The 22,582-nt window shown below is 52.9% G+C and carries 19 protein-coding genes; 14 read left to right on the top strand and 5 right to left on the bottom strand.

What is annotated here, in order from left to right; all coding sequences use genetic code 11:
- Positions 1 to 13: 13 nt before the first annotated feature.
- Together zipA and ligA are read left to right on the top strand one after the other, a co-directional pair.
- Positions 14 to 1,288: a cell division protein ZipA gene (gene zipA / locus IE054_RS11045; protein ID WP_189406422.1), complete on the top strand. Its 1,275-nt coding sequence runs from the start codon at positions 14 to 16 to the stop codon at positions 1,286 to 1,288.
- 29 nt (positions 1,289 to 1,317) lie between these two features.
- Positions 1,318 to 3,366, top strand: a complete 2,049-nt coding sequence (ligA, locus tag IE054_RS11050; RefSeq protein ID WP_229805101.1) for an NAD-dependent DNA ligase LigA — start codon at positions 1,318 to 1,320, stop codon at positions 3,364 to 3,366.
- A 73-nt stretch (positions 3,367 to 3,439) separates the two neighbouring features.
- Here ligA and IE054_RS11055 read toward each other — a convergent pair whose 3' ends face one another.
- Positions 3,440 to 3,967 carry a DUF2062 domain-containing protein gene (locus IE054_RS11055; protein WP_189406424.1) on the bottom strand — a complete coding sequence of 176 codons (528 nt, stop codon included), beginning with the start codon at positions 3,965 to 3,967 and terminating at the stop codon, positions 3,440 to 3,442.
- Between the two features lie 38 nt (positions 3,968 to 4,005).
- Here IE054_RS11055 and IE054_RS11060 point away from each other — a divergent pair, with 38 nt between their 5' ends.
- From IE054_RS11060 to nhaC, 8 genes are all read left to right on the top strand, one after another.
- Positions 4,006 to 6,321, top strand: a complete 2,316-nt coding sequence (locus IE054_RS11060; protein WP_189406427.1) for a DNA internalization-related competence protein ComEC/Rec2 — start codon at positions 4,006 to 4,008, stop codon at positions 6,319 to 6,321.
- A gap of 103 nt (positions 6,322 to 6,424) precedes the next feature.
- On the top strand, positions 6,425 to 8,167 hold the full coding sequence (gene msbA / locus IE054_RS11065; protein WP_189406429.1) for a lipid A export permease/ATP-binding protein MsbA: 1,743 nt from the start codon (positions 6,425 to 6,427) through the stop codon (positions 8,165 to 8,167).
- 3 nt (positions 8,168 to 8,170) lie between these two features.
- A complete protein-coding gene (gene lpxK, locus IE054_RS11070) occupies positions 8,171 to 9,178 on the top strand; it encodes a tetraacyldisaccharide 4'-kinase (protein WP_189406431.1) in 1,008 nt (335 codons plus the stop codon).
- 1 nt (position 9,179) lies between these two features.
- Positions 9,180 to 9,374: a Trm112 family protein gene (locus IE054_RS11075; protein ID WP_189406432.1), complete on the top strand. Its 195-nt coding sequence runs from the start codon at positions 9,180 to 9,182 to the stop codon at positions 9,372 to 9,374.
- Positions 9,375 to 9,379: 5 nt separating this feature from the next.
- Positions 9,380 to 10,135 (top strand): 3-deoxy-manno-octulosonate cytidylyltransferase, encoded by a 756-nt coding sequence (gene kdsB / locus IE054_RS11080; protein ID WP_189406434.1) that lies wholly within the window; start codon positions 9,380 to 9,382, stop codon positions 10,133 to 10,135.
- 82 nt (positions 10,136 to 10,217) lie between these two features.
- Positions 10,218 to 10,877 (top strand): SDR family oxidoreductase, encoded by a 660-nt coding sequence (locus IE054_RS11085; protein ID WP_189406436.1) that lies wholly within the window; start codon positions 10,218 to 10,220, stop codon positions 10,875 to 10,877.
- Positions 10,871 to 11,848: a Kelch repeat-containing protein gene (locus tag IE054_RS11090; protein ID WP_229805103.1), complete on the top strand. Its 978-nt coding sequence runs from the start codon at positions 10,871 to 10,873 to the stop codon at positions 11,846 to 11,848. Before IE054_RS11085 ends, IE054_RS11090 begins: the two co-directional genes overlap by 7 nt.
- A gap of 485 nt (positions 11,849 to 12,333) precedes the next feature.
- A complete protein-coding gene (nhaC, locus tag IE054_RS11095) occupies positions 12,334 to 13,821 on the top strand; it encodes a Na+/H+ antiporter NhaC (protein WP_189406439.1) in 1,488 nt (495 codons plus the stop codon).
- Positions 13,822 to 13,916: 95 nt separating this feature from the next.
- Here nhaC and rimO read toward each other — a convergent pair whose 3' ends face one another.
- Positions 13,917 to 15,347 (bottom strand): 30S ribosomal protein S12 methylthiotransferase RimO, encoded by a 1,431-nt coding sequence (gene rimO, locus IE054_RS11100; RefSeq protein WP_189406440.1) that lies wholly within the window; start codon positions 15,345 to 15,347, stop codon positions 13,917 to 13,919.
- Between the two features lie 267 nt (positions 15,348 to 15,614).
- Between rimO and IE054_RS11105 the strand changes: the two genes are divergently transcribed.
- Positions 15,615 to 16,094, top strand: a complete 480-nt coding sequence (locus IE054_RS11105; RefSeq protein ID WP_189406442.1) for a DUF2919 family protein — start codon at positions 15,615 to 15,617, stop codon at positions 16,092 to 16,094.
- A gap of 11 nt (positions 16,095 to 16,105) precedes the next feature.
- Here IE054_RS11105 and IE054_RS11110 read toward each other — a convergent pair whose 3' ends face one another.
- Both IE054_RS11110 and tcdA read right to left on the bottom strand, forming a co-directional pair.
- Positions 16,106 to 16,513 (bottom strand): hypothetical protein, encoded by a 408-nt coding sequence (locus IE054_RS11110; RefSeq protein ID WP_189406443.1) that lies wholly within the window; start codon positions 16,511 to 16,513, stop codon positions 16,106 to 16,108.
- Between the two features lie 48 nt (positions 16,514 to 16,561).
- The gene (tcdA, locus tag IE054_RS11115) at positions 16,562 to 17,338 is read right to left on the bottom strand and encodes a tRNA cyclic N6-threonylcarbamoyladenosine(37) synthase TcdA (protein WP_189406444.1); all 777 of its coding nucleotides are present in this window, start codon (positions 17,336 to 17,338) and stop codon (positions 16,562 to 16,564) included.
- A gap of 220 nt (positions 17,339 to 17,558) precedes the next feature.
- Here tcdA and lhgD point away from each other — a divergent pair, with 220 nt between their 5' ends.
- From lhgD to IE054_RS11130, 3 genes are all read left to right on the top strand, one after another.
- A complete protein-coding gene (lhgD, locus tag IE054_RS11120) occupies positions 17,559 to 18,779 on the top strand; it encodes an L-2-hydroxyglutarate dehydrogenase (RefSeq protein WP_189406446.1) in 1,221 nt (406 codons plus the stop codon).
- Positions 18,780 to 18,897: 118 nt separating this feature from the next.
- Positions 18,898 to 19,854, top strand: coding sequence for a glutathione S-transferase family protein (locus IE054_RS11125; RefSeq protein ID WP_189406447.1), 957 nt, complete (start codon positions 18,898 to 18,900; stop codon positions 19,852 to 19,854).
- Positions 19,855 to 20,670 (top strand): pirin family protein, encoded by an 816-nt coding sequence (locus IE054_RS11130; protein ID WP_189406448.1) that lies wholly within the window; start codon positions 19,855 to 19,857, stop codon positions 20,668 to 20,670. It begins immediately after the preceding gene.
- An 8-nt stretch (positions 20,671 to 20,678) separates the two neighbouring features.
- Here the strand turns inward: IE054_RS11130 and IE054_RS11135 are convergent, their stop codons facing one another.
- Complete coding sequence (locus tag IE054_RS11135; protein ID WP_189406450.1) at positions 20,679 to 22,502, bottom strand: sensor domain-containing diguanylate cyclase; 1,824 nt, start codon at positions 22,500 to 22,502, stop codon at positions 20,679 to 20,681.
- Between the last annotated feature and the right edge of the window lie 80 nt (positions 22,503 to 22,582).

Consider the following 22,582-nt stretch of genomic DNA (forward strand, 5'->3'; position numbering starts at 1 on the left):
GGCGAAATACGAGATGGAAGATGAGTTACGTCTCTCACTACTGATAGCAGGTTCCTGCTTTATTATTGCCGTTCTGGCACATGGGATCTGGAAAATCAGAAAAAATAACCAGCCCTCGCCGCGACGTGAAGAGCCACATGCGTGGAGCGAGGATACCGAAGAATCGTCAGAGGATACGTCAGACGACGCGGGCTGGCAGACATCACCTTACGATGACCTGGGGCTCGGTGAAGTCCGGGTGGTTAAACAGCCGGAAGCCAGACAAACGTCCGCTGCTTACAGTCCAGAAGAGGGTGACGAGACTACTGAAACGCATGACGCGCCGTCACCCGGGACCCTGGATGATGACAACGATGCGCAAACGCCTGTCCGCAACGAGGATGATAGCCAGACAACGCATCATGAAAGCACAGTGCCTTGTGAAGACAAACTCTATGGCTCTGTGGTCACTAACCCTAAACCGCATATGCAGTCGCAGAAAAGCGCAGCATCGCAGGAAGAGCCCCTCGACTTTCCGGAGCCGCCAGGCTTTTTAATTAAAGAAGAGGCTGCTGACAAAGACAGTGAGTCGCGCACACCCTCAGCAGAGGATGCCGAGGTGGACAGCTTTAGCCTGGATGCGCAGCCTGCTGAGCCGTCTGCAGATACGCAGGCAAAAAACGAAGGCGGGCTGGGTGAGCAGGCGAAAAAACTGGTCACGCGAAAACGTAGCAAACACGCACCACAAAAACGTCGTCAGGAGCCAAATTTTGGTGATGATCAGATGCGTATCGACTTTGAAGAGCAGTCAGAAGCGACGGAGACTGATCACGCAGAAACACCGAAAAGTGCGCCCCAGACTGACATGCCGCCAGCGGAGCAGGAAGTATTGATCCTGAATGTTAAAGCGAAAGGCGATGCGCCTGTTTCCGGGGCGGCCCTGCTGCCATTACTGCTGACCCTTGGCTTTAAGTTCGGCGATCAGGATATTTTTCACCGCCATGTAAATTCTAATGGTAAAGGACCGGTATTGTTTAGTCTCGCCAACATGTTTAAGCCTGGCAACTTCGATATCGATAACCTTGAAAACTTTACCACTCAGGGTGTCTCCCTGTTTATGATCCTGCCCATCGACGGCGATCCGCATCAGGTATTTAATATGATGCATAATGCGGCGCGTAAAATAGCCGATGAGTTTGGCGCACAAATCCTGGATGGAAGGCGCAGTGTGCTGACCAAGCAGGGGCTGCAGCAATATACCGAGAAAATCCGGGAATTTGAGCGCCAGCGCATGATTGCGCGACATTAATCACAATAACAGCTAGAGAAGGGGCGTCTGTGATCCCAGAAGACATTCAGGCGCGCGCCGAGTCCCTGCGCGCGCGTATTAATGATTATAACTACCACTATTATGTGCTCGATGCGCCCACGGTGCCGGATGCCGAGTATGATCGCGATATGCAGGCGTTAATGGAGCTTGAGCAGTCGTACCCGGCGCTGATTACACCCGATTCCCCCAGTCAGAAAGTTGGCGGTGAGCCCCTCGATGCGTTTGAATCAGTGAAGCATGATGTGCCTATGCTGTCGCTGGACAATGCCTTTGACGAAGACGCATTGTATGCGTTTGAAAAGCGCCTGGCGGACAGGCTGAAAGACAGCCGTACCCTTACATTTAGCTGTGAACCAAAACTTGACGGCCTGGCAGTCAGCCTGCTGTATGAAAATGGTACGCTGACCCGGGCGGCGACCCGCGGTGACGGGCAAACCGGAGAAAACATTACGCAAAATGTGCGTACCATTGCCAATATTCCACTGTCGCTGCGTGGTGATGCATTGCCATCGCGTGTGGAAGTGCGTGGCGAGGTATTCATGCCAAAAGCTGGCTTTGAATCTCTTAATCAGCGCCAGCGTGAAAAGGGTGAAAAGGTGTTTGTGAACCCGCGAAATGCCGCAGCAGGCAGTCTGCGTCAGCTTGATTCGCGGATCACTGCAAAGCGTCCGCTGATGTTCTATGCCTACTCGCTGGGCGTGGTTGAGCCTCAGTCCTTTGCGTTACCGGACACCCACAGTCAGCGCCTTTTGAAGCTGGCGCAGTGGGGACTGCCACTGTGTCGGGAAACCGATGTTGCCGACGGGGCTGGCGGTTGCCTTGCCTATTATGAGCGACTAATGGCTCAGCGTGACGCGCTAAGCTATGACATCGACGGTGTGGTGTTCAAAGTCGACGAGATTGCCACGCAACAGCAGTTAGGGTTTGTGGCCCGGGCGCCACGCTGGGCAATTGCCCAGAAGTTTCCGGCCCAGGAAGAGATCACCCGGTTACTGGATGTGGAATTTCAGGTCGGGCGGACCGGCGCAATTACCCCGGTCGCCCGTTTAGAGCCGGTTTTTGTCGGCGGGGTTACCGTGTCAAATGCGACGCTGCATAATCAGGATGAAATTGCCCGGCTGGGCGTACAAATTGGCGACTATGTCACCATTCGCCGTGCCGGCGACGTGATCCCGCAGGTTGTGTCGGTGGTAGAAGCCCGCCGTGATGACAATGTACGGCCGATTGTCTTTCCCGAGCATTGTCCAATTTGTGATTCAGGCATTGAAAAACTTGAGGATGAAGCCGTGGCACGCTGCACCGGAGGGTTAATCTGTGCAGCGCAGCGTAAGCAGGCACTGAAACATTTTGCATCCCGCAAAGCGCTGGACATTGATGGACTGGGTGACAAACTGGTAGAGCAACTGGTGGATGCCGATTTGGTCCATAGTCCGGCAGACTTTTTCCGGCTTTCTGTCGCTGATCTTATTTCGCTTGAGCGCATGGCTGAGAAGTCGGCCTCGAATCTGCTGGCGTCACTGGAGGCGTCGAAGCACACCACGCTGCCAAAGTTCCTGTATGCCCTGGGCATTCGCGAGGTGGGTGAAACGACAGCCCTTAACCTGGCATTGCACTTTGGCTCATTGCCGGCACTGCGTGAGGCCAGTAAAGAGGCACTGGTCGCTGTGAATGATGTGGGCGAGGTGGTTGCCACGCACATTGCTAATTTCTTTGCAGAGCCACATAACAACGACATTATCGACGCGCTGATTGACGAAGGTCTGGTCTGGGAAGACATGGCCCGTCCGGATGAGGCTGAGCTGCCGCTTGCTGAGCAAACCTGTGTGCTTACCGGCAGTCTGACGGCAATGAGCCGCAGTGAGGCGAAAGGGCTGTTACAGCAGCTGGGCGCGAAGGTTGCCGGATCCGTATCGGCGAATACCGATTTTCTGGTGGCCGGAGAGAAAGCCGGATCAAAACTGACGAAAGCCGAACAACTTGGCGTTAAAGTATGGAGTGAAGACGCACTGCTTACTGTCTTGCGTGACCATAACCTGTACGAGGGCGACAACGACTAGTCTGACTGACAACGCTGGGAATCAGGACAATTTAAGGGGGCGAGGATAAGCGCACCCGGTCTGATTCCAGCTATTAGCTCTCCGTTGCCTGGCGTTGTGCAGATCTGCGCTGCCAGGCGCGCCTGACCTGTATACGCCATAACCAGTTCAGCCCGACATACCCCACTGTGGCAAAGACCACGGAACAAATTCCACAGCCAACCAGAAACGCAGGACCGATGGTCGATACACTGTCGACAACCCATTGCCAGCTGAACTGAAAATTAAAATGGCCCGGCGTGGTCCCAAGTACAGTAGATCCGACTTTGTAGGCGCCATAGAATATGGGGGGCATGGTAAAGGGATTGGTTATCCATACGGTAGCGACAGACAACGGCAGATTAGCCCGAAACGGAATAGCCACGGCAGCTGCCAGCCACATTTGAAAAGGAACTGGCCAAAACGCAAAAAACAATCCGATAGAAAAGCCACCGGCCGCCGAGCGACGGTTCAGATGCCACAGATTAGGGTCGTGCAATATGGTCCCGAATACACGAAGCGCGCGCAGGTTTTTTACTTTTTCGTGGTCTGGCAGGAATCGACGAATAAACTTTTTAGGCATAAAACAGATTCATTGACTAAATTAGGGTACGCAACGGAATGCGCAATGTTACCACACCATGGCTCTCGGCCTTCGTACTCTCTGCACTGACATCGTATGTCTGGCCAGCGCTGCCATCGCTGACAGTACTGTTGATCGTGACCGGCTTAATAAGCAGCGCGTGTATCGTGACAATCATCGCCCCCCACGCTGTCGGCGGTCTGACACCGTTAAGACCCGCCATTTTTATCGCGCACGGCCTTGCGGTTGGCACGCTTTGGATGGCGAGTGTAGGTCATTGGTACTATGCATGGCAACTGCCACGTGACAAAATTCAGCAAGATGTCACATTGAGCGGCACTGTTGTCGATGCCCGCTGTCGTCCAGATGGCCACACGTATACCCTGACAACCCGCGTTTTTAAAGCGCGAGGCTGGCCTGGGCGCAGAGCGGTCAGGCTGCATGAGCAGTCTGATTATCCGTGTCTGCAAGCCGGAACACGCATCACGGCCACGGTCGTACTAAAGCCTGCATACGGCACGGCCAACCCAATTGGATTCAATTTTCAGCAATATTTAACCAGTCAGGGCATTGTAGCGACCGGCTATGTCCGTCAGCGTCATGTTGTCTTTGTCCCTGCGCCGTCGTTGCGTCAGCGCCTGCAGCGTCTTATTCAGAGCAGGGATCATGATTACCAGCGCTGGCTGCTGTTGTTGTTAACCGGCGATAAAAGTAAGTTGCGCGCTGAAGACTGGGCATTGTTGCGGCGCACCGGTACGGGCCACTTATTCAGTATATCAGGTTTGCACCTGGGTATTATCGCTGCAGCGCTGTTTCCACTGACCGGATTTATTGTTGGCTTGCTGGTCAGCCGTTGTACGTGGATACCAACACGTGCAATATGGCCGCTTACCCTACTGGCAGTGGCCCTGCTTACCGGTCTGTACGCCCAGATAGCCGGCGCCGCACTGCCCGTTATCCGGGCATGGGTACTACTAATCATTGGCCTGTTGCTGGCACTGACCCGTCGCAACTGGAATGGGCTTCATGTGGGCCTGTGCATGCTGTCAGCCTGCATTATTTTGTTTCCCCTTTCTGTGTTGTCGGCCGGCTTTTACCTGAGCAGCGGTGCAGTGCTGGCTATCTGGCTGTTGCTGTGGCGTTACCGGTGGTACCAGCTGCGCTGGTATCAGTTACTGTGGCGGCTGCAGCTTGCACTTTCGCTGACACTGCTACCCGTAGTTGTGAGCTGGTTTTCGGTGATGTCGGTGTCAGCTATACCGGTTAACCTTCTGCTGGTACCGTTGATGAGTGTGGTGCTACCGGTATTGTTATTATTGTTACTGCTGGCCTGGGGAATACCGCCCGTATCGGACAGCAGCCTGTGGCTTGCTCACCGTATCATGGGCAGTCTGATCGACGCCGTAGCATGGCTGGACAAGGGGCTGCCAGTCCCGTTGACGCTGTTTCCACCGAACAACCTGATGGTTATTGTTGCCGTCATTACGCTACTGGTAGTTTTGCCACCTTTTGCATACAGGCGTCTTGCGATTGCGCTGCTGACACTGCCATTGGCGTTTTCGTTTGTGCCTTTTTCTTCGCGGTTCATGCACGTCCATGTACTGGATGCAGGGCAGGGAACTGCGGTCATCGTTACCCGTGGCAGGCATGCCATGGTCGTTGATACCGGCCCTGCGCATAATGGTGTCGCGCCTGTAACTGAATATGCGCTGATCCCATTGCTAAAGCGCCATCGCCTGCATCTTGATCACATCATAGTGAGTCACAATGATAATGATCATGCAGGCGGGGCAAAAGCACTGCAGGACTACCTGAACAGGGCCGGGCAATCACCGCGCTGGTACCGGCCGCATCAGGGGTGTTATGCAGGAAAAACGCTGCACTGGCAGCAGGTTGAGGTTCACTTTCTCTGGCCCGAGCGTGGCAGTGCGATGGCCGGTAATAACGGCTCCTGTGTGGTTATGCTTGACGTTGGCGCGCAGCGACTGTTACTGCCTGGGGATATTGAACGTTCGGCGGAATATTCACTACTTGCTGGTACACCCGGTTTGCGCGCTTCGATTATGCTGGCACCGCATCATGGCTCTGATACTTCATCTACCGGCGCGCTGATTGAGGCAGTTTCACCGCAAACCGTTATCTTTACCCAGGGGTTTGAAAATCGCTGGGGCTTTCCTGAAAGGGCGGTTGTCGAACGCTACCGTGCGCGTGGCGTGCGCATGATGGCAAGTAGTGAGTCAGGCTATATCAGGCTGACGTTCGCTCCACAGCGGCCGGTCAGGATCGAGTCTATGCGGCATACCCTGCGTCCTCGCTGGTACTTTCGGGCCCGCCAATTTCATACGATGGATTGAAAAACACATGTTAAGCCCTACAGTAACACCGTGTTAAGATTAGGGATTTAGGGTAAGTCCCTGTACACTGTCAGCGCTATAAATAAGAGAATTGATTTAATCCATGCAGCAACCCGATTATTCGGCCGCGCAGGTCAGACGCTTTCTTCGCTATCTGCGACCCTTTAAGCTACCGTTTTTTGTCGCCATCATCGGTATGATTGGTTATTCCGCCGTGGACACGTTTGTGTTTGCGCAGCTTCAGCCCATGATTGATGAGTCACTGGGCAACAATGATCATGAATACCTGCGTCTCGCTGCCTATGCGATTGTGCCACTTTTTTTGCTGCGCGGGGTGTTTAACTTTCTTGGCTCTTACACGCTGACCTGGATTGGCTCGCAGGTAGTGATGCGCATGCGTCAGCAGTTGTTCGACAAATATATTCACCTGCCGGTGTCCTTTCATGACCGCCATTCGGTGGGCAATCTTATCAGTAAAGTGACGTACGATACCGAGCAGGTTGCCGGGGCTGCAGGTAAAGCCCTGCTGACACTGGTCCGTGAGGGTGCGCTGGTGATTGGCCTGCTGGTGGTGATGTTTTACTACTCCTGGCAACTGTCACTGATATTCTTGCTGATTGGACCGCTGGTGGCCGTGATCGTGTCCTTCGTCAGCAAGCGCTTCAGAAAAGTCAGCCGCAACATTCAGCACGCAATGGGAAACCTGACGTCAGCGGTAGAACAGGCCGTTAAAGGGCATAAAGTGGTGATCATGTTCGGTGGTCAGGCAATAGAGCAGCAACGCTTTAAGAAAAAGAACAACCATAACCGCCAGCAAACCATGAAACTGGCTGTCACCCAGATTTTAAGCGTGTCATCCATTCAGGTGATTGCATCGGTGGCGCTGGCCGTGGTGCTGTTTATTGCCAGTACACCGGGCATGCTTGAAGAGCTGACGGCAGGCGTGTTTATTAATGTTGTTTTCTGTATGGTGATGCTGCTCAAGCCGCTGAAGCAACTTACCACCATCAACAATGAATTTCAGAAAGGCATGGCTGCCTGTACCAGTGTGTTCACTATTTTAGATAATCAGGACGAAGATGACAGCGGCAATACGACCTTTGACCGGGTCAACGGCAAAATTGAGTTTGATAAGGTTACGTTTACTTATCCGGGTAAGCATCAGCCTGCACTCAGCGATATCAGCTTTACCGCTGAGCCGGGCCAAACCGTGGCGCTGGTCGGGCGATCAGGCAGCGGCAAATCAACTATCTCGTCATTGTTAACACGCTTCTACCACCCCGACGAGGGACAGGTCAGGCTGGACGACACGCCTCTGGCCGAGGTTGATCTCAAGTCGCTGCGCGCTCAGTTTGCTCTGGTATCCCAGCATGTCACTCTGTTTAACGACACCATTGCCAATAATATTGCCTATGGCGCGCGCGAAAATGTATCGCGCAAGGACATTGAGCGCGCCGCGCAGATGGCACACGTGGATGAATTTCTTAACCAGTTACCACAAGGTCTGGATACTATTGTCGGCGAAAATGGTCTGATGCTCTCGGGTGGACAGCGACAGCGTATTGCTATTGCCAGAGCTATCCTTGCTGATGCCCCTGTTCTGATCCTGGATGAAGCTACCTCTGCGCTGGATACTGAATCAGAAAAACTGATCCAGGATGCGCTGGAGGCACTACAGCAAAATTGCACGAGCCTGGTGGTTGCCCACCGCCTCTCGACCATTGAAAACGCCGATATGATCATTGTTGTTGAGCAGGGGCGCATTATCGAAATGGGCCGGCATCAGGATCTGCTGGACAAGCAGGGGCACTATGCCCAGTTGCACGCTCTGCAATTTGGAGACTAGCGCATGGCGTCTTTAAGTCAGCGCTGGTACCAGGGCCACCCATTGCTGTGGCTGCTATGGCCTCTTTCTATGCTGTTTGCGCTGCTCTCTGCGGCGCGGCGACTGGCTTACCGGCTAAACATAATACCGGTCACCAGCGTGACGGCCGATGTTATTGTGGTGGGCAATATCAGCGTGGGGGGAAACGGTAAAACGCCGCTGGTTATTGCGCTGGCCAGCCACTTTCGTGAAAAAGGCCGTCGTGTTGGAATTCTCAGTCGCGGCTATGGCGGCAATAATTCGACGTTTCCGCGTCAGGTGCTGCCTGGCGATGACGCCCGCGATGTGGGAGATGAGCCGCTGTTAATGGCCACCCGCACTGGTGTGCCGGTGGTCATTGACCCCAAACGCGCTCGAGGCGCGCGGTTTTTAGTGGATTCACTGCAATGCGATATCATTATTTGCGATGATGGCCTGCAGCACTATGCGCTGGCCAGGGACGCAGAAGTTGTAGTAATGGATGAACGGCGCTGGGGCAGTGGCCATCTGCTACCCATGGGGCCATTGCGCGAGGGCCGCTGGCGGCTGAACAAGGTGGATGCGGTGGTACACAATACCGCCAGAGATGAGGGGCCGTACTTACCGCAGATAACCAGTATGCAGGTGAGTATGCACCTTGAAGCTGGCCGCGCCATCAATGTGAAATACCCGCAGCAGACAGCACCGGTATCGGAACTGCATTCTGAGCCTGTTACAGCACTGGCTGGTATCGGTAATCCTGATCGCTTCTTTCGTCAGCTCGAGACAATGGGGCTGGCAGCAGACGAACAGATACGTTTTAATGATCACCATGTTTTCAGCCGGGAGGATATTCCTCAGGGCAGGGTGATCATGACGGAAAAAGATGCGGTAAAGGTCACCGCGCTTGCCCATGATGACTGCTGGTTTCTGCCGGTGACGGCTGCACTGCCGACGGATTTTTACACACATATCGCATCGGTATTAGAGAACGCCAGCCACAAAGGACGATAAAATGAGCTTTGACAAAAAATTACTAGAGGTACTCGCCTGTCCGGTCTGTAAAGGCAAACTGGTACTTAATCACGACGACCAGAGCCTGATTTGCCGCTTTGACCGGCTGGCTTATCCCATTCGCGATGGGATCCCGGTGTTAATTGAAAGTAAGGCCACCACACTGTCTGTGGATGAGGTAGACGCGACAAGGTAGCAGTTATGGATTTTATTGCAGTTATTCCCGCACGCTTTGGCTCAAGCCGGTTTCCGGGAAAGCCGCTGGCTGATATTCATGGTAAACCGATGATTCAGCATGCGACAGAACGTGCCAGAGAAGCCGGTGCGGGCAGAGTGATCGTAGCAACCGATGATGACCGCATTGCCAACGTTGCAGCTGGGTTTGTCGACGTCTGCATGACGTCTCCCGATCATCAGTCGGGTACCGAGCGTATTGCCCAGGTGCTTGCTGATCAAAACATTGATGATGAGCAGATTGTAGTTAATGTGCAGGGCGATGAGCCGTTTGTACCACCTGAAAATATCAGGCAGGTCGCTCAGGCACTTAACGACCGTCAGGACATTGCCATGGCCACGCTGGCGACGCAAATTCAGTCAGTCGCCGATGTTACCAACCCGAATGTTGTGAAGGTTGTGCTCAACAAAAATAATGAAGCGCTGTATTTTTCCCGGTCATCCATTCCGTTTGAGCGGGAGCGCATGGTGGCGCATCCCACTGACGCCGATCCACAGCACTATCACAGGCACATTGGCCTTTATGCCTACCGTGCAAGGTATGTACGTCAGTATGTGAATTATACACCGTCTGTACTTGAGCAGCTTGAGTCGCTGGAGCAGTTACGGGCGCTGTGGTATGGCGATAAGATATATTGTGCCCTGGCCGCGAAAGCGCCGCCGATGGGGGTGGACACACCGGATGATCTGGCGCATCTGTTAGCGGTTATGGCGGACCGGTAAGTTGTTACCATTAGCCGGGCTGACCGGCGTCATTTTCATTGTTTCATTTGTTATCGCTGAATAGCTAAATCGGGAGTAACGCATGAATGTTGTCATAACAGGTGCCAATCGCGGGATTGGTCTGGCGTTCGTACGCCATTATCTGTCGCAGGGCGTAAACGTGTTTGCACTGTGTCGCAACAGTTGTGACGAGCTCAATGGCCTTGGTGCCAGAGTGATAAACGGCGTGGATGTCTCCCAGCCGGACTCGTTAAAAGATGCCCTCAAGCCACTAACTGATGTCAGCATTGATTTACTGATTAACAATGCCGGGGTATTGGGCAAAGAAACCATTGATGACTGGGAGCCCAACACCATTGATTATCAGTTCAGGGTAAATGCGCTCGGACCTTTGCTGGTTACCCAGGCACTGCTGCCTTCATTAGCCGGTAACGCAAAAGTCGCAATGATTACCAGCCGTATGGGCTCCATGGAAGATAATGGATCAGGCGGCTATTATGGCTATCGTATGTCCAAGGCGGCTTTAAATGCGGCGGCGGTATCCATGGCCACCGATTTAGGTCACCGTGGCATTGCGGTAGGCATTTTCCACCCTGGCTTTGTGCAGACCGAAATGGTTAACAATGCCGGTGATATTGACGCTGATACGGCAGCAACCAGACTGGCCGCGCGTATCGACGAACTCACACTTGAAAATGCCGGGCAGTTTGTGCACTCAAACGGGCAGGCATTGCCGTGGTAGTGTCGTTAGCAATCCGCGGCACCTTTCTCGCGTCGCTGCTCTTTGCCACAGCGGTATCAGCCAGCTGGCGTGATGGTCCGGCGCTGCCCGCACCGGTGCAGGAGATCTATCCGGCATTGTGGCAGGGCAAGCTGGTGGTGGCCGGCGGGCTGAGCGGGCACGCTGAAGGCCTCACCATCACGGACAAAGTCTGGCAGTTGGGTAATAAGAACTGGCAAGCGCTGCCAGCACTCCCCGAACCCCGTCATCACCCGTTTGTCGTATCGCTCAATAACTCGCTGTATGCCATTGGCGGTTTTGTTACTAATGAACGTGGTCAGTGGGCCAATACCGCCGATGTGCTGATGCTGACAGATGACGGCTGGCAAACGCGCGCCTCGATGCCGGTGCCGCTGTCTGAGACGGTCACGGCGGTAATTGACGGCAAGCTGCATGTGGCAGGTGGAAGAACACCCACGCAGCAAAATGGTCAGTGGGCGGACAGTACCGATACCAACTGGCACGGTGTATATGACCCACAAAGCAATAGCTGGCAACAACGGACACCATTGCCCAAAGCACGTAACAGTGCCTGCAGTGCACTGGTAAACGGGAAGTGGCATGTAATAGGAGGCCGCACAGTGAACGGTGGTAACAGTAGTCAGCACGATATCTATGACGCCCGGACGAATAACTGGCAGCAGGGTGAACCGCTGCCACAGCCACAGGGTGGTCTGGCGTGCGCTGCACTCGACGGTGTCATCTATGTCTTTGGTGGTGAGTATTTTAATAACGGCGGTGGTGTGTACCCGACGGTATGGGCTTATGATACCGGCGAACAATCCTGGCAGTCAGTTTCCTCTATGCCTGTGCCCCGTCATGGCCTCGGCGCTGTCGCGCTTGAAGACAGGATCTGGATCATTGGCGGCGCTGCGAAGGCTGGCGCAAATGAAACCAGTGACAGAGTAAGTGTATTCACCCCGTCGCCCTGATGGGACGCAGTGATACACAACGACGTACAGGCAAGTGTCTTACACCACAGCCTGCTCTGTAATCGCTATCTGTTTGCAACAGCTACTCCTTGATGAATACTTTCAGGCGCGTCAATGGCCACAGCGTCTGCATCTGCTTCCAGGTCTGTTCCGATAATATTCGAAGGCCAGGCGTTGATAAGTATTCGGCGCATTGTCCTGGCGTGTGTTTGAACTAACAGGCTGATTGTTCCTCCTGAAATGGCCTTGGGCGGGAGGAAATATGTCTTCATACATTTTAGTTTTTTTCACATCGGTGGCTATTTTTTAAAATGTCGCTATCTCGCAATGCCCATAACACCGTATTGTCGCCGATCCTTTTCACACGACGGCCCGTACTATCTCCTTGTTTTTAGGGAAAATCATCGTTCGTGATGGTCACTGTTCCTGGCATGACGCCAGGTAAGGTGTAGTCATATCACACGCTTCAAATACCGGGAAGTTGTATGAAAGAAGAACAGCATGCTACACCAGGTCTGTTACTGGCACTGACGCCAGTTGTACTGTCGCTTATTATTTTAGGGACACAGATATTTTACTTCGGCGTGTTTGAACCTCATATTCCGCTGGCGATAGGCGTGGCGCTGACGAGCTGTGTAGGGGCTTATCTGGGGCTGACATGGGAAGCGATCCGGGCCGGTATTTTCAAAGTTATTCATGTGGCATTGCCATCCGTTAGCGTACTGATTGTCGTTGGTATGATTATCGGAATATGGATTGCCAGCGGGACAGTCCCGACCATTATTTATTATGGGTTAAAAACCTTATCACCTGAGATCTTTCTGGCAGCGGGCATGGTGATATGCGCTGTAGTAGCAGTCTCGCTTGGCACAAGCTGGGGAAGTGTCGGTACGGTTGGTCTGGCATTGATGGGCATCGGTGAGGGTTTTGATATTCCCATGTACTGGACGGCCGGAGCGGTGGTGTCGGGTGCGTTTTTCGGTGACAAGGTATCGCCACTGTCTGATACGACCAATCTGGCGCCCGCGGTGACAGGCACAGATGTCTTTTCTCACATCCAGAATATGATGGCCACCACCATTCCTGCCATGCTGATCGCGTTTCTCATTTATATTGGCGTTGGCTATTTTGTGATCGATGCTCAGAGTGTGTCATTTGAAAAAATAGAAGGGATCACCACCGCCTTAGACGAAAACTTCACAATCTCTGGCTGGGCGTTGCTGCCCGCTCTGGTTGTTATGGGGCTTGCGCTTAAGAAGTTTCCACCACTTCCATCCCTGTTCGTTGGCGTTCTTGTAGGCGGTGCCTTCGCCATGGCAATGCAGGGACAGAGCCTGCAGGCCGTGTTTGATTATGCAAACAACGGCTATACCATTGAGACCAATATCAGTGAGATAGACAATTTGCTTAACCGTGGGGGCATTCAGTCCATGATGTGGACCATATCGTTAGTGCTAATTGCACTGGCGTTTGGAGGCGCACTGGAAACTACGGGCTGCCTGAAAACGATAATTAATTCAATAAAGAGTAAAGCCAGGTCGTTTGCCGGAACGCAGGCTGCCGCGGTCGGCACGGCGTTTTCAACCAACCTGGTAGCGGGCGACCCGTATCTGTCGGTGGCGTTACCCGGCAGAATGTTTTCTCCTGTGTATCGCGGCATGGGCTATTCCACACTGAACCTGTCCCGTGGCATCGAGGAGGGGGGCACGTTGATGTCACCGCTGATCCCGTGGAATGCGGGCGGTGCGTTTGTCATATCCGCCCTGGGGTTGGGGATTTCTGGCAATAATTTAGAAAATTTACTGTATATCCCTTTAGCATTTGCATGCTGGACAGCCCCATTGATAGGGATATTTTATGCCTACGTAGACTGGTTCTCGCCTAAAGCCACGGACAAGGAACGCGAGGAATGGGAATCGTCAGGCGCCGATATTGCAAAGTTCAATAAAGACGGTTCGCCAGTCCCAGACTAAGATACCTGAAGGACACCCCGGCTTGCGCCGGGATGACGATTCATTGGTGTCAGTGCTGGGTGTCCGGGGTTTAGATTTTTACCGGTCTGTTGCCCTTACGCTGAGGCCTCTTCTTCGTCCTGTTCGTCAGACAGTACTGCCCACACATCATGCTCGTTGGCGTGGATAACTTCGGCCCACACGCGCTGACCGGGGGCGACATCATACACACCATTCAGATGTACCAGACCATCTACTTCCGGCGCGTCCGCATAAGTACGGCCTACTGCGCCTTCACTGTCTACGCTGTCGATAACAATCTGATATTCATTACCCACGCGTTCCTCTAAGCGTGCCGTGCTGATTTCGCCCTGGACTTCCATAAAGCGAGCAAGACGTTGTTGTTTTACGTCTTCGGGCACGGGGTCCGGCAATTCATTGGCTTTTGCGCCTTCCACCGGTGAATAGGCAAAAGCGCCAACACGGTCCAGCCGTGCATCACGCAAAAACTGCAGCAACTCTTCAAACTCTTCTTCGGTTTCACCCGGGAAGCCGACAATAAAGGTAGAGCGAATGATGAGTTGAGGACATATCTCACGCCATTTACGGATCCGCTCCAGTGTGCGCTCTGCACTGCCGGGACGTTTCATCAGTTTTAGCAGGCGTTTACTGGCGTGCTGAAGGGGAATATCCAGATAGGGCAGGATCTTTCCTTCATTCATCAGTGGAATAAGATCATCAACGTGCGGGTAGGGGTACACATAATGCAGTCTTACCCACATGCCCAGCTCGCCCAGCTTGTCGCACAGCGTTTGCAGGTTGGTTTTTACCGGCATGCCATTCCAGAAGCCAGTGCGGTGTTTTACATCCACCCCGTAGGCGCTGGTATCCTGCGAAATCACCAGCAGTTCATTAACGCCTGCGGCCTTAAGCCGTTTAGCTTCATCCAGAATTTCTCCCATCGGACGGCTGATCAGGTCGCCACGCATTGACGGAATAATGCAAAATGTACAGCGGTGATTGCAGCCTTCGGAGATCTTCAGGTAAGCAAAGTGCCGGGGCGTCAGTTTTATGCCATGGTCCGGTACCAGATCCTGAAATGGATCGTGCTCTGGCATAGGCAGATGTTCATGGACCTGCTCAACCACAGATTCGTAAGCGTGCGGCCCGGTGATCGCCAGCACATTCGGATGTACTTCACGGATCTCGTCTTCTTTTACGCCAAGACAGCCGGTCACAATGACACGGCCGTTCTCTTTTAAGGCCTCGCCAATGGTATCCAGCGACTCTTCTACGGCCGAATCAATAAACCCGCAGGTATTAACAATGACCAGGTCGGCATCGTGGTAAGTTGGCACCACATCGTAACCTTCAGTACGCAATTGCGTAAGAATACGCTCTGAATCTACCAGGTTTTTGGGGCAGCCAAGACTGACAAACCCAATCCTGCTGCCGCTGGCAGGTGCCGGGGAGCGGTTTGCCTCAAGGGTTTTTACCGGAATGTCCGATGTGGTCGTTTGTTTTGGCGAAAAGCGTTCTACAGTCATAGCGGCCAGCCTGGCGATAAAAGTGGGCGCGAATTATAACGAATTTTGTCGCTAATAGCAGCAGTTTCCAGAGACACCCCAAGCGCTTTCGGTCGGCGTAGCGTTCGCGATAAAATCTCCGTAAACTGTGCAGTGTTTGCAGCCACTGTGGACTGCGGGCAATCAGGTATCAGCAGGGTTTTTCTTGGTTAATTTACAAACTTTCATATCTCATAACGTCTCAGTGCGTTTTTATCAGTTTACAGACCAGCACAATAGGGCCGTTGCATGTTAAAACTGCCATTACACTGCTACGACGAAGGTGGGCGGATCCTGCCGCCTCGCTGGCTGTTCTGGCTGATAGGACTAGCCTGTGCTGACTGGGTTTTGCTGGTGTTTTCACTGGCTTCACGCTCGCAAACTGAGACGTTACTGGAAATTTTTTACCCTGACAGTGGCATGCTGGGGGTTAATCTGCTTGCAACACTGCCGCTGGTAGCGGGTGGCGTGCTGATCAGTCAGCGTGCGCGACTGTGGAAACGAGGGATGATACGGTGGGTCGTGCTGGTGCGTCCGCTGTTATTGACTGGCTTGCTGATGAGTGTCGGCGTCGCACTGCGTACCGAATATGTAATGGACTGGGCGTTTTCAGCATACAGCAGTGCGCGTCTGGCACTGCTGCTGGCGTTTATTTACTGTGTGTTTCGCAGCCGTCACCTGCGCTGGATGACAGAAGACTGGAAAGTGCCTGAACACACCCGTGAATAACCGGAAACCTGCTACTGTGAGTGCTGGCTGGCGGCGTGCAGAAAATAGGCGTTGACGCTGACGTCACTGTCATTCACCAGGCGCTCATAACAAATGCCGGCAAACGCATACGAACGGTTGCCAATTTCAAGCAGCACGTGAGGCGCATCCGGGTTGCTTTTATCGTAGTGCCAGTCGCCGCCAAAATGGTTTCTGAACACTTCGCCAACATAGGCGCCAAATACGTTACACAACGTAAAGACGGCAGAGTCTTCCAGTGCCTGATCGCGGTACCTGTCCAGAAAACCTAAGAGAATATCATCGACTCTGGCAACGCTCTCTTTTGAGTAATCCAGTGCAATGTCGAACTCCTGCCTGGCCACATCCACGGCGTCGCGTGCGGTATCATGCATCAGTGTATCAAGGTCTGTCGCGTTCATGCTGCTCTCCGTTTTTTTAATTATTGTGCGTGAGTTATCCGGTAAAGTCTATTTCTGTCCGGTGAGACGGTTTACCACGTGGGCGGCAGCAAACATGCCAAAGGTTGCGGTCACCATGGCAACGGCACCAAAACCGCCGGCACAGTCCAGCCGGGTGCCGCCTTCCATCGCTGACTTGTTAAAGCAGACGCTGCCATCTGGCTGGGGGTAGCGGAGCTGCTCCGTGGAATAAATACAGGTGACGCCAAAGCGGCGTTTCGGGTTTTTGCTAAAACCGTAATTGCGTCGTAACTCGCTGCGTAGCTTAGCGGCCAATGGGTCCTGAATGGTTTTGGCGAGATCGCCTTGGGTTACCTGGGAAGGATCGATCTGGCCCCCGGCGCCGCCTACTGTCACGACCAGGGTTTTGTTGCGTTTGCAGTGCGCAATGATGGCTGCTTTGGCGCGAATGCTGTCGGTAGCATCAATAACGGCGTCTGTCTGGCTGTTCAGGTAAGCCGCCACCGTATCCTGAGTAACAAAGTCTTCAATGGCATGCACGGTTATCTCAGGGTTGATCGCCAGTAACCGTTCGCGCATTACTTCTACCTTAGGACGGCCAATCGTGTCAGCTAAGGCATGAATTTGGCGGTTGGTATTGGTAATGCAAACATCATCCAGATCAATCAGCGTAATAGTACCTACGCCACTGCGGGCAAGTGCTTCAGCGCTCCAGGTGCCCACTCCGCCGATGCCGGCGACAACGACATGACTGTCAGCCAGTTGAGTGGTGTTTTCGGAACCGTATAAACGGGTAAGGCCGCCAAAGCGGGGATTATCACTCATCAGAATTGTACCTGCCGAAATAGGGTTGCTGCCTGTTTGAGGACGCGAATGATCGCAGACTGGTAGTATTTTTCAAGAGAATATGCAGCGGTAGCGCCAGGCTTTGTTGCCATGGATGCCGGCCATTGCTTGTGAACCCTGTCTTGCGACTACGCAAGTCAGAACCCGCTGAGTGATGATAGACTTATCCGCATCATCCGTAGAAAAAGACAGCGCAGTCATGGCAGTACTTAACGCAACCCCGCAGGCAGATCTGGTCATTATTGGGGCCGGAATTATCGGCGCGGCAGTGGCAAGGGATTACCTTGCGCGCTTTCCTCATCATCATGTGCTGATGCTGGAACGTGCTGACCGCCCAGCGGCGCATCAGACCGGCAGAAACTCAGGCGTAGTGCATGCCGGCGTGTACTACCCGCCGGGCTCCCTGAAGTCGACCCTGTGCAGGGAGGGGCTGGATACCACGCTGGCGTATTGCAGAGACCATCAGCTACCCGTTGAACAGTGCGGCAAAGTGATTGTGGCTACGGATGAGACCGAAGCGCAGCGTCTTGATACGCTTTATTCAAACTGTAAAGCCAATGATTTGCAGCCTGAGCGCTGGAGTACCAGGCAAATCCGTAGCCATGAGCCTGCTATCAGAGGGACTGAGGGTGTGTATGTACGTCACACAGGGATCACCGATTATGCGGCCATTACCCGTCATATGCTTAGTGCATGCAAGGCGACAGGGCAGTTTACACTGGCAACCGGGGCGGAGGTTGAGACAATCAGTGAAGGCGCTGACAGTGTCACGCTTGAGGTAAAACAACACGCACGGCGGGTCAGGGTGAAAAGTCAGGCACTGGTGTGTTGTGCCGGTGTACGTGCCGATCAGCTTATTCGTACTCAGCTTGGTGACTGTGACTTTGCCATACTGCCGTTTAAGGGCGAGTATTTCCGGCTGTCGCCACGCTTTGATGCGGTGAGCTCACGGCTGATTTACCCGGTGCCTGATCCTGCCATGCCTTTCTTAGGCGTACACCTTACCCGTATGATTGGCGGTTACACCACCGTTGGTCCTAATGCCGTGCTGGCAGCAGGGCGCGAAGCTTACACCTGTCTCGACACGTCGCTGGCAGAGCTGGGCAGAATACTGCGAGTTCGGGGGCTGTATCCGCTTTTATGGCGGTTTAAACGGGCCGTGGTCAGTGAGCTTATCACCAGTTTGAGTAAACACGCCTATGCCAGCAGAATACAGCGCTACTGTCCGGCTGTCACCGTCGACGACTTTACGCCATACCGCAGCGGTATTCGTGCGCAAGCTGTAAGTCGTAACGGAGAACTGATGCAGGACTTTCATTTTGTTCAGACCCAGCGCGTACTGCACGTAGGTAATGCACCGTCCCCGGCCGCGACCAGTGCTATCCCCATCGCGCGTACCGTGGTCGATCGTCTTTTGTAATATTCGCTTTTAACGGTTAATCAATCCGAATCTTTGTGTACTACGTTTTACTCCAGATATGTTCAACTGACAATATTACCTGTAACGCACAGGTGTCAGACAGCAACAGGAGAAAATAATGGGCTTACTGGTCGAGGGTAAATGGCAGGACAAGTGGTACGACACGGACAGCACAGGCGGTAAATTTGAGCGTCAGGCGTCACAATTCAGAAGCTGGGTCAGCGAGGATGAAGACAGCGAGTTTCCAGTTGCGTCAGGGCGCTATCACTTGTACGTGTCTCTGGCCTGTCCCTGGGCACATCGCGCGCTCATTTTTCGCAAACTGAAAGGACTGGAGCCGCACATTGATGTGTCAGTGATGCACCCTGAAATGCTGGAAAATGGCTGGGAGTTCGGTGACTATCCGGGCGCTACGGGAGATAAACTGTATGGCGCTGACTACATGCGCGATATCTACACCAGGGCAAAGCCTGACGTCACCACACGTGTGACCGTGCCGGTATTATGGGACACCCACACTCAGCAAATCGTGAACAACGAGTCTGCTGAGATTATCCGCATGTTTAACAGCGCATTTAATTCGCTCACTGGCGATAAACAGGATTTTTATCCGCAGGCGCTGCGCAATGATATCGAGGCGGTGAATGAACTGGTTTACCACAACATCAATAATGGGGTGTATAAGGCCGGTTTTGCCACCACGCAACAAGCCTACGAAGAAGCCGTATCGGCCCTGTTTCATGCTCTGGACAGTCTGGAAGTCAGACTCAGTGAACAGCGTTATCTGGCCGGTGATACGCTGACGGAGGCCGACTGGCGTTTATTCACCACGCTGGTGCGTTTTGATGCGGTCTATCACGGCCACTTTAAGTGCAACATCCGTCGTATTGCGGATTACCCAAACCTGTATGGTTATCTGCGGGAACTTTATCAGTATCCAGGTATTGCCGGGACCGTTAATTTTGATCATATCAAACGTCATTATTACTACAGCCATACTATGATAAATCCTACTCAGGTTATCCCTGCGGGACCCGAACTGGGCTTGGATGAGCCACACAGGCGAGGGGCATAGATGAGGCGAGAAATAACCAGAAAAGTACGCGGCGTTGATACCCAGGATGGTGCGGGCGTGTCACTGTCGAGGATCCTTGGACAACAGGCACTGCCACGGCTTGATCCGTTTCTGATGCTGGACTACTTTGGCTCAGACTCACCGTCAGAGTATCTGGCTGGCTTTCCCAGTCATCCGCATCGCGGCTTTCAGACCGTGACCTATATGCTGGCTGGTAAAATGCGTCACCGTGATTCGGTGGGCAATGACGGCGTCATTGAGCCTGGTGGGATCCAGTGGATGAACGCGGGCAGAGGGATCATTCATGAGGAATTGCCACAGCAAACAGACGGTCTGCTCAAAGGGTTTCAGTTATGGGTCAACGTGCCTGCGTCTCACAAGATGTCTGAGCCAGACTATCAGGACATTGCATCACAGGATGTACCTGAAGTTGTTGTACGCAATTCATTGGTCAGGGTGCTGGCGGGGCGCTTTTCGAATACTGAAGGGCCGGTAAAAAATATTCCTGTTAAGCCCTTGCTACTGGACGTAACGGTCAATGGTAGCGTCTCACTGCCCATAGCCACAGATCACACTGCATTTATTTACTGTTTCGAAGGAGCAATCAGTGTGCAAAACACGGCGCTATCCAGTGGTGAGCTTGGCGTACTGAGTAAGGGTGATACCATCGACGTGGAAGGGGCCGGGCGTGCGCTGCTGGTTGCCGGCAAGGCGATTGGTGAGCCCATAGCACAATATGGGCCGTTCGTTATGAACACCACCGACGAAATTCAGCAAGCAATCAGTGATTACACGCGCGGTGAACTAACCGGGTAATACCGTCATTAACTTAACCGGTACGTGGCGTCCTTTTCCAGCAACGCGTTAACCTGTGCCACCGGAATAGGACGCTGAAAATGGAACCCCTGAAAGTAGTCGCAGTTAAGCGCTCGTAACGTTTGTGCCTGCGTGGGTGTCTCGATACCCTCTGCAACTAAGTGCATGCCGGATGCATGGGCGAGGGAAATGATCGCGGTAATGAGCGCGGCACTGTCTTTTTGCTGATCAAGCCGATCGATAAATGACTTATCTATTTTCAGAATGTCAGCCGGAATTTGATGCAGGTAACTCAGGCTGGAAAAACCGGTACCAAAATCGTCAATAGAGAAAACAACCCCCAGTTTTTTGCTCTCCAGCATGTTCGCGACACACCGCGCTAAGTTGTCAACGATGCCGTCTTCGAGCAGCTCAATTTCGATATAATGCCCAGGTAATTCATGTGTCGCTAGCAACCGTTTTAGCGTGCCAGTGAACAACGGCGACGATAAATCTTTTGCGGACATATTAATAGACACGGTTCGACTACCGAGCAGGTTGTTGCGTCGCCATGTAGCGGTTTGTCTAAAAACCCAGTCGAGGGTATAACTGACCAGCTGCTGCTCAATTCCCAAATCCTCGCACGCTGACACTATTTTATTAGGCGCTACGGGACCCAGTGTTGGATGCCGCCAACGCATTAACGCCTCGAAACCCGCAATTTTAAGCGTTTTGGCATCGATTTTTGGCTGAAACTCAAAATAAATATGTTTCGCTTTCAAAGCGTGTGGGAGCGCGTTTCTGAATTGCTCCTGACAGATAATTTCATTGAGTAGAGCATTACTGCAGGTTACCAGTCGCTGATTCGGCGAAAACTGTTTAGAAAAAGTCTGTAGTTCGGCAATAAGATTCATTACCTGCTGACTATTGTCGAGACCTTCCAGCGATGTTGTCCAAAGCAGTTGCGCCTGTACATCAATATCTTCACCATCGACCTGAAGGGGCACATGCAACGCATTTTCCAGCTTTTCCATATTCAGGGTGGTCTCATCTACCCGGTCATACTGTTTGGCAATCAGACAGAACCGATCAAAACCTATACGGGTGGCGATGACAATACCGGGGGACAGGCGGCGTAACGCATTCACCATCTCATCACAGACCCGTTCGGAAAAGGTAAAGCCACGGGTATTGCGAAGTTGAACAAGGCTTCGCAGCTTTACAACGCCAAGACCGAGACTTTTCCTGCATTCTTCGGCCAGTAAGCGACTGGCCCGGGTGAAAAAGTTAAACGGGCTGAGCATAAACTGATTTTCTTTCTCTGAGCGCAATACTGTGCGCACTGCCACCGGAGAAACAATGGTAGAAATAATGTCAGCCAGTTGTGTAAGCCGGTTTTTCTCCAGGGAAGTTAAGGAACGTGGTGTGGTGTCGATTAGACACAGTACGCCTAACGCTTGATGGTCATCGGCTTTTACCTGCGCACCGGCGTAAAATCGAATATGGGGACGTCCGGTTACCAGCGGGTTATTGGCAAACCGGGTATCACAGCGCGCATCCGGTATCTCAAAAACATCATCACAAACAATCGCATGAGCACAAAACGAATACTCACGCAGGGATTCCTCAACGTCCGGTCCAACCCGTGATTTAAGCCATTGCCGGTGTGCATCAAGCAGTGAAAACAAAACGATAGGCACGTTAAAAAGCTCGGCCGCGAAAGCGGTGAGCTGGTCGATAAGGGGGGCGGGATCGCCGTCAAGCAGTTCACTTCGGCTAAGCGCTGCAAGGCTGTTTTTTTCGTCAGTATCCAGATACTGACTGCACTGCACCTGCTCTAAAAGATTTCCCATCAGACTCTCTCCTTTGAGCGCGCAGTATAGTCGCACAGATATCTGACACGGAATTGGACTTTAGTTTAAAAAATCGCCAC

This window comes from Alteromonas halophila, assembly GCF_014651815.1.
In the GTDB taxonomy this organism is placed as follows: domain Bacteria; phylum Pseudomonadota; class Gammaproteobacteria; order Enterobacterales; family Alteromonadaceae; genus Alteromonas; species Alteromonas halophila.

Excerpts from the sequence above, each read along its gene's own strand:
- zipA (WP_189406422.1), top strand. The coding sequence starts at position 14 with ATGGAAGATGAGTTACGTCTCTCACTACTGATAGCAGGTTCCTGCTTT.
- IE054_RS11055 (WP_189406424.1), bottom strand. The coding sequence starts at position 3,967 with ATGCCTAAAAAGTTTATTCGTCGATTCCTGCCAGACCACGAAAAAGTA.
- IE054_RS11060 (WP_189406427.1), top strand. The coding sequence starts at position 4,006 with ATGCGCAATGTTACCACACCATGGCTCTCGGCCTTCGTACTCTCTGCA.
- msbA (WP_189406429.1), top strand. The coding sequence starts at position 6,425 with ATGCAGCAACCCGATTATTCGGCCGCGCAGGTCAGACGCTTTCTTCGC.
- lpxK (WP_189406431.1), top strand. The coding sequence starts at position 8,171 with ATGGCGTCTTTAAGTCAGCGCTGGTACCAGGGCCACCCATTGCTGTGG.
- IE054_RS11075 (WP_189406432.1), top strand. The coding sequence starts at position 9,180 with ATGAGCTTTGACAAAAAATTACTAGAGGTACTCGCCTGTCCGGTCTGT.
- kdsB (WP_189406434.1), top strand. The coding sequence starts at position 9,380 with ATGGATTTTATTGCAGTTATTCCCGCACGCTTTGGCTCAAGCCGGTTT.
- IE054_RS11085 (WP_189406436.1), top strand. The coding sequence starts at position 10,218 with ATGAATGTTGTCATAACAGGTGCCAATCGCGGGATTGGTCTGGCGTTC.
- nhaC (WP_189406439.1), top strand. The coding sequence starts at position 12,334 with ATGAAAGAAGAACAGCATGCTACACCAGGTCTGTTACTGGCACTGACG.
- rimO (WP_189406440.1), bottom strand. The coding sequence starts at position 15,347 with ATGACTGTAGAACGCTTTTCGCCAAAACAAACGACCACATCGGACATT.
- IE054_RS11105 (WP_189406442.1), top strand. The coding sequence starts at position 15,615 with ATGTTAAAACTGCCATTACACTGCTACGACGAAGGTGGGCGGATCCTG.
- IE054_RS11110 (WP_189406443.1), bottom strand. The coding sequence starts at position 16,513 with ATGAACGCGACAGACCTTGATACACTGATGCATGATACCGCACGCGAC.
- tcdA (WP_189406444.1), bottom strand. The coding sequence starts at position 17,338 with ATGAGTGATAATCCCCGCTTTGGCGGCCTTACCCGTTTATACGGTTCC.
- lhgD (WP_189406446.1), top strand. The coding sequence starts at position 17,559 with ATGGCAGTACTTAACGCAACCCCGCAGGCAGATCTGGTCATTATTGGG.
- IE054_RS11125 (WP_189406447.1), top strand. The coding sequence starts at position 18,898 with ATGGGCTTACTGGTCGAGGGTAAATGGCAGGACAAGTGGTACGACACG.
- IE054_RS11130 (WP_189406448.1), top strand. The coding sequence starts at position 19,855 with ATGAGGCGAGAAATAACCAGAAAAGTACGCGGCGTTGATACCCAGGAT.
- IE054_RS11135 (WP_189406450.1), bottom strand. The coding sequence starts at position 22,502 with ATGGGAAATCTTTTAGAGCAGGTGCAGTGCAGTCAGTATCTGGATACT.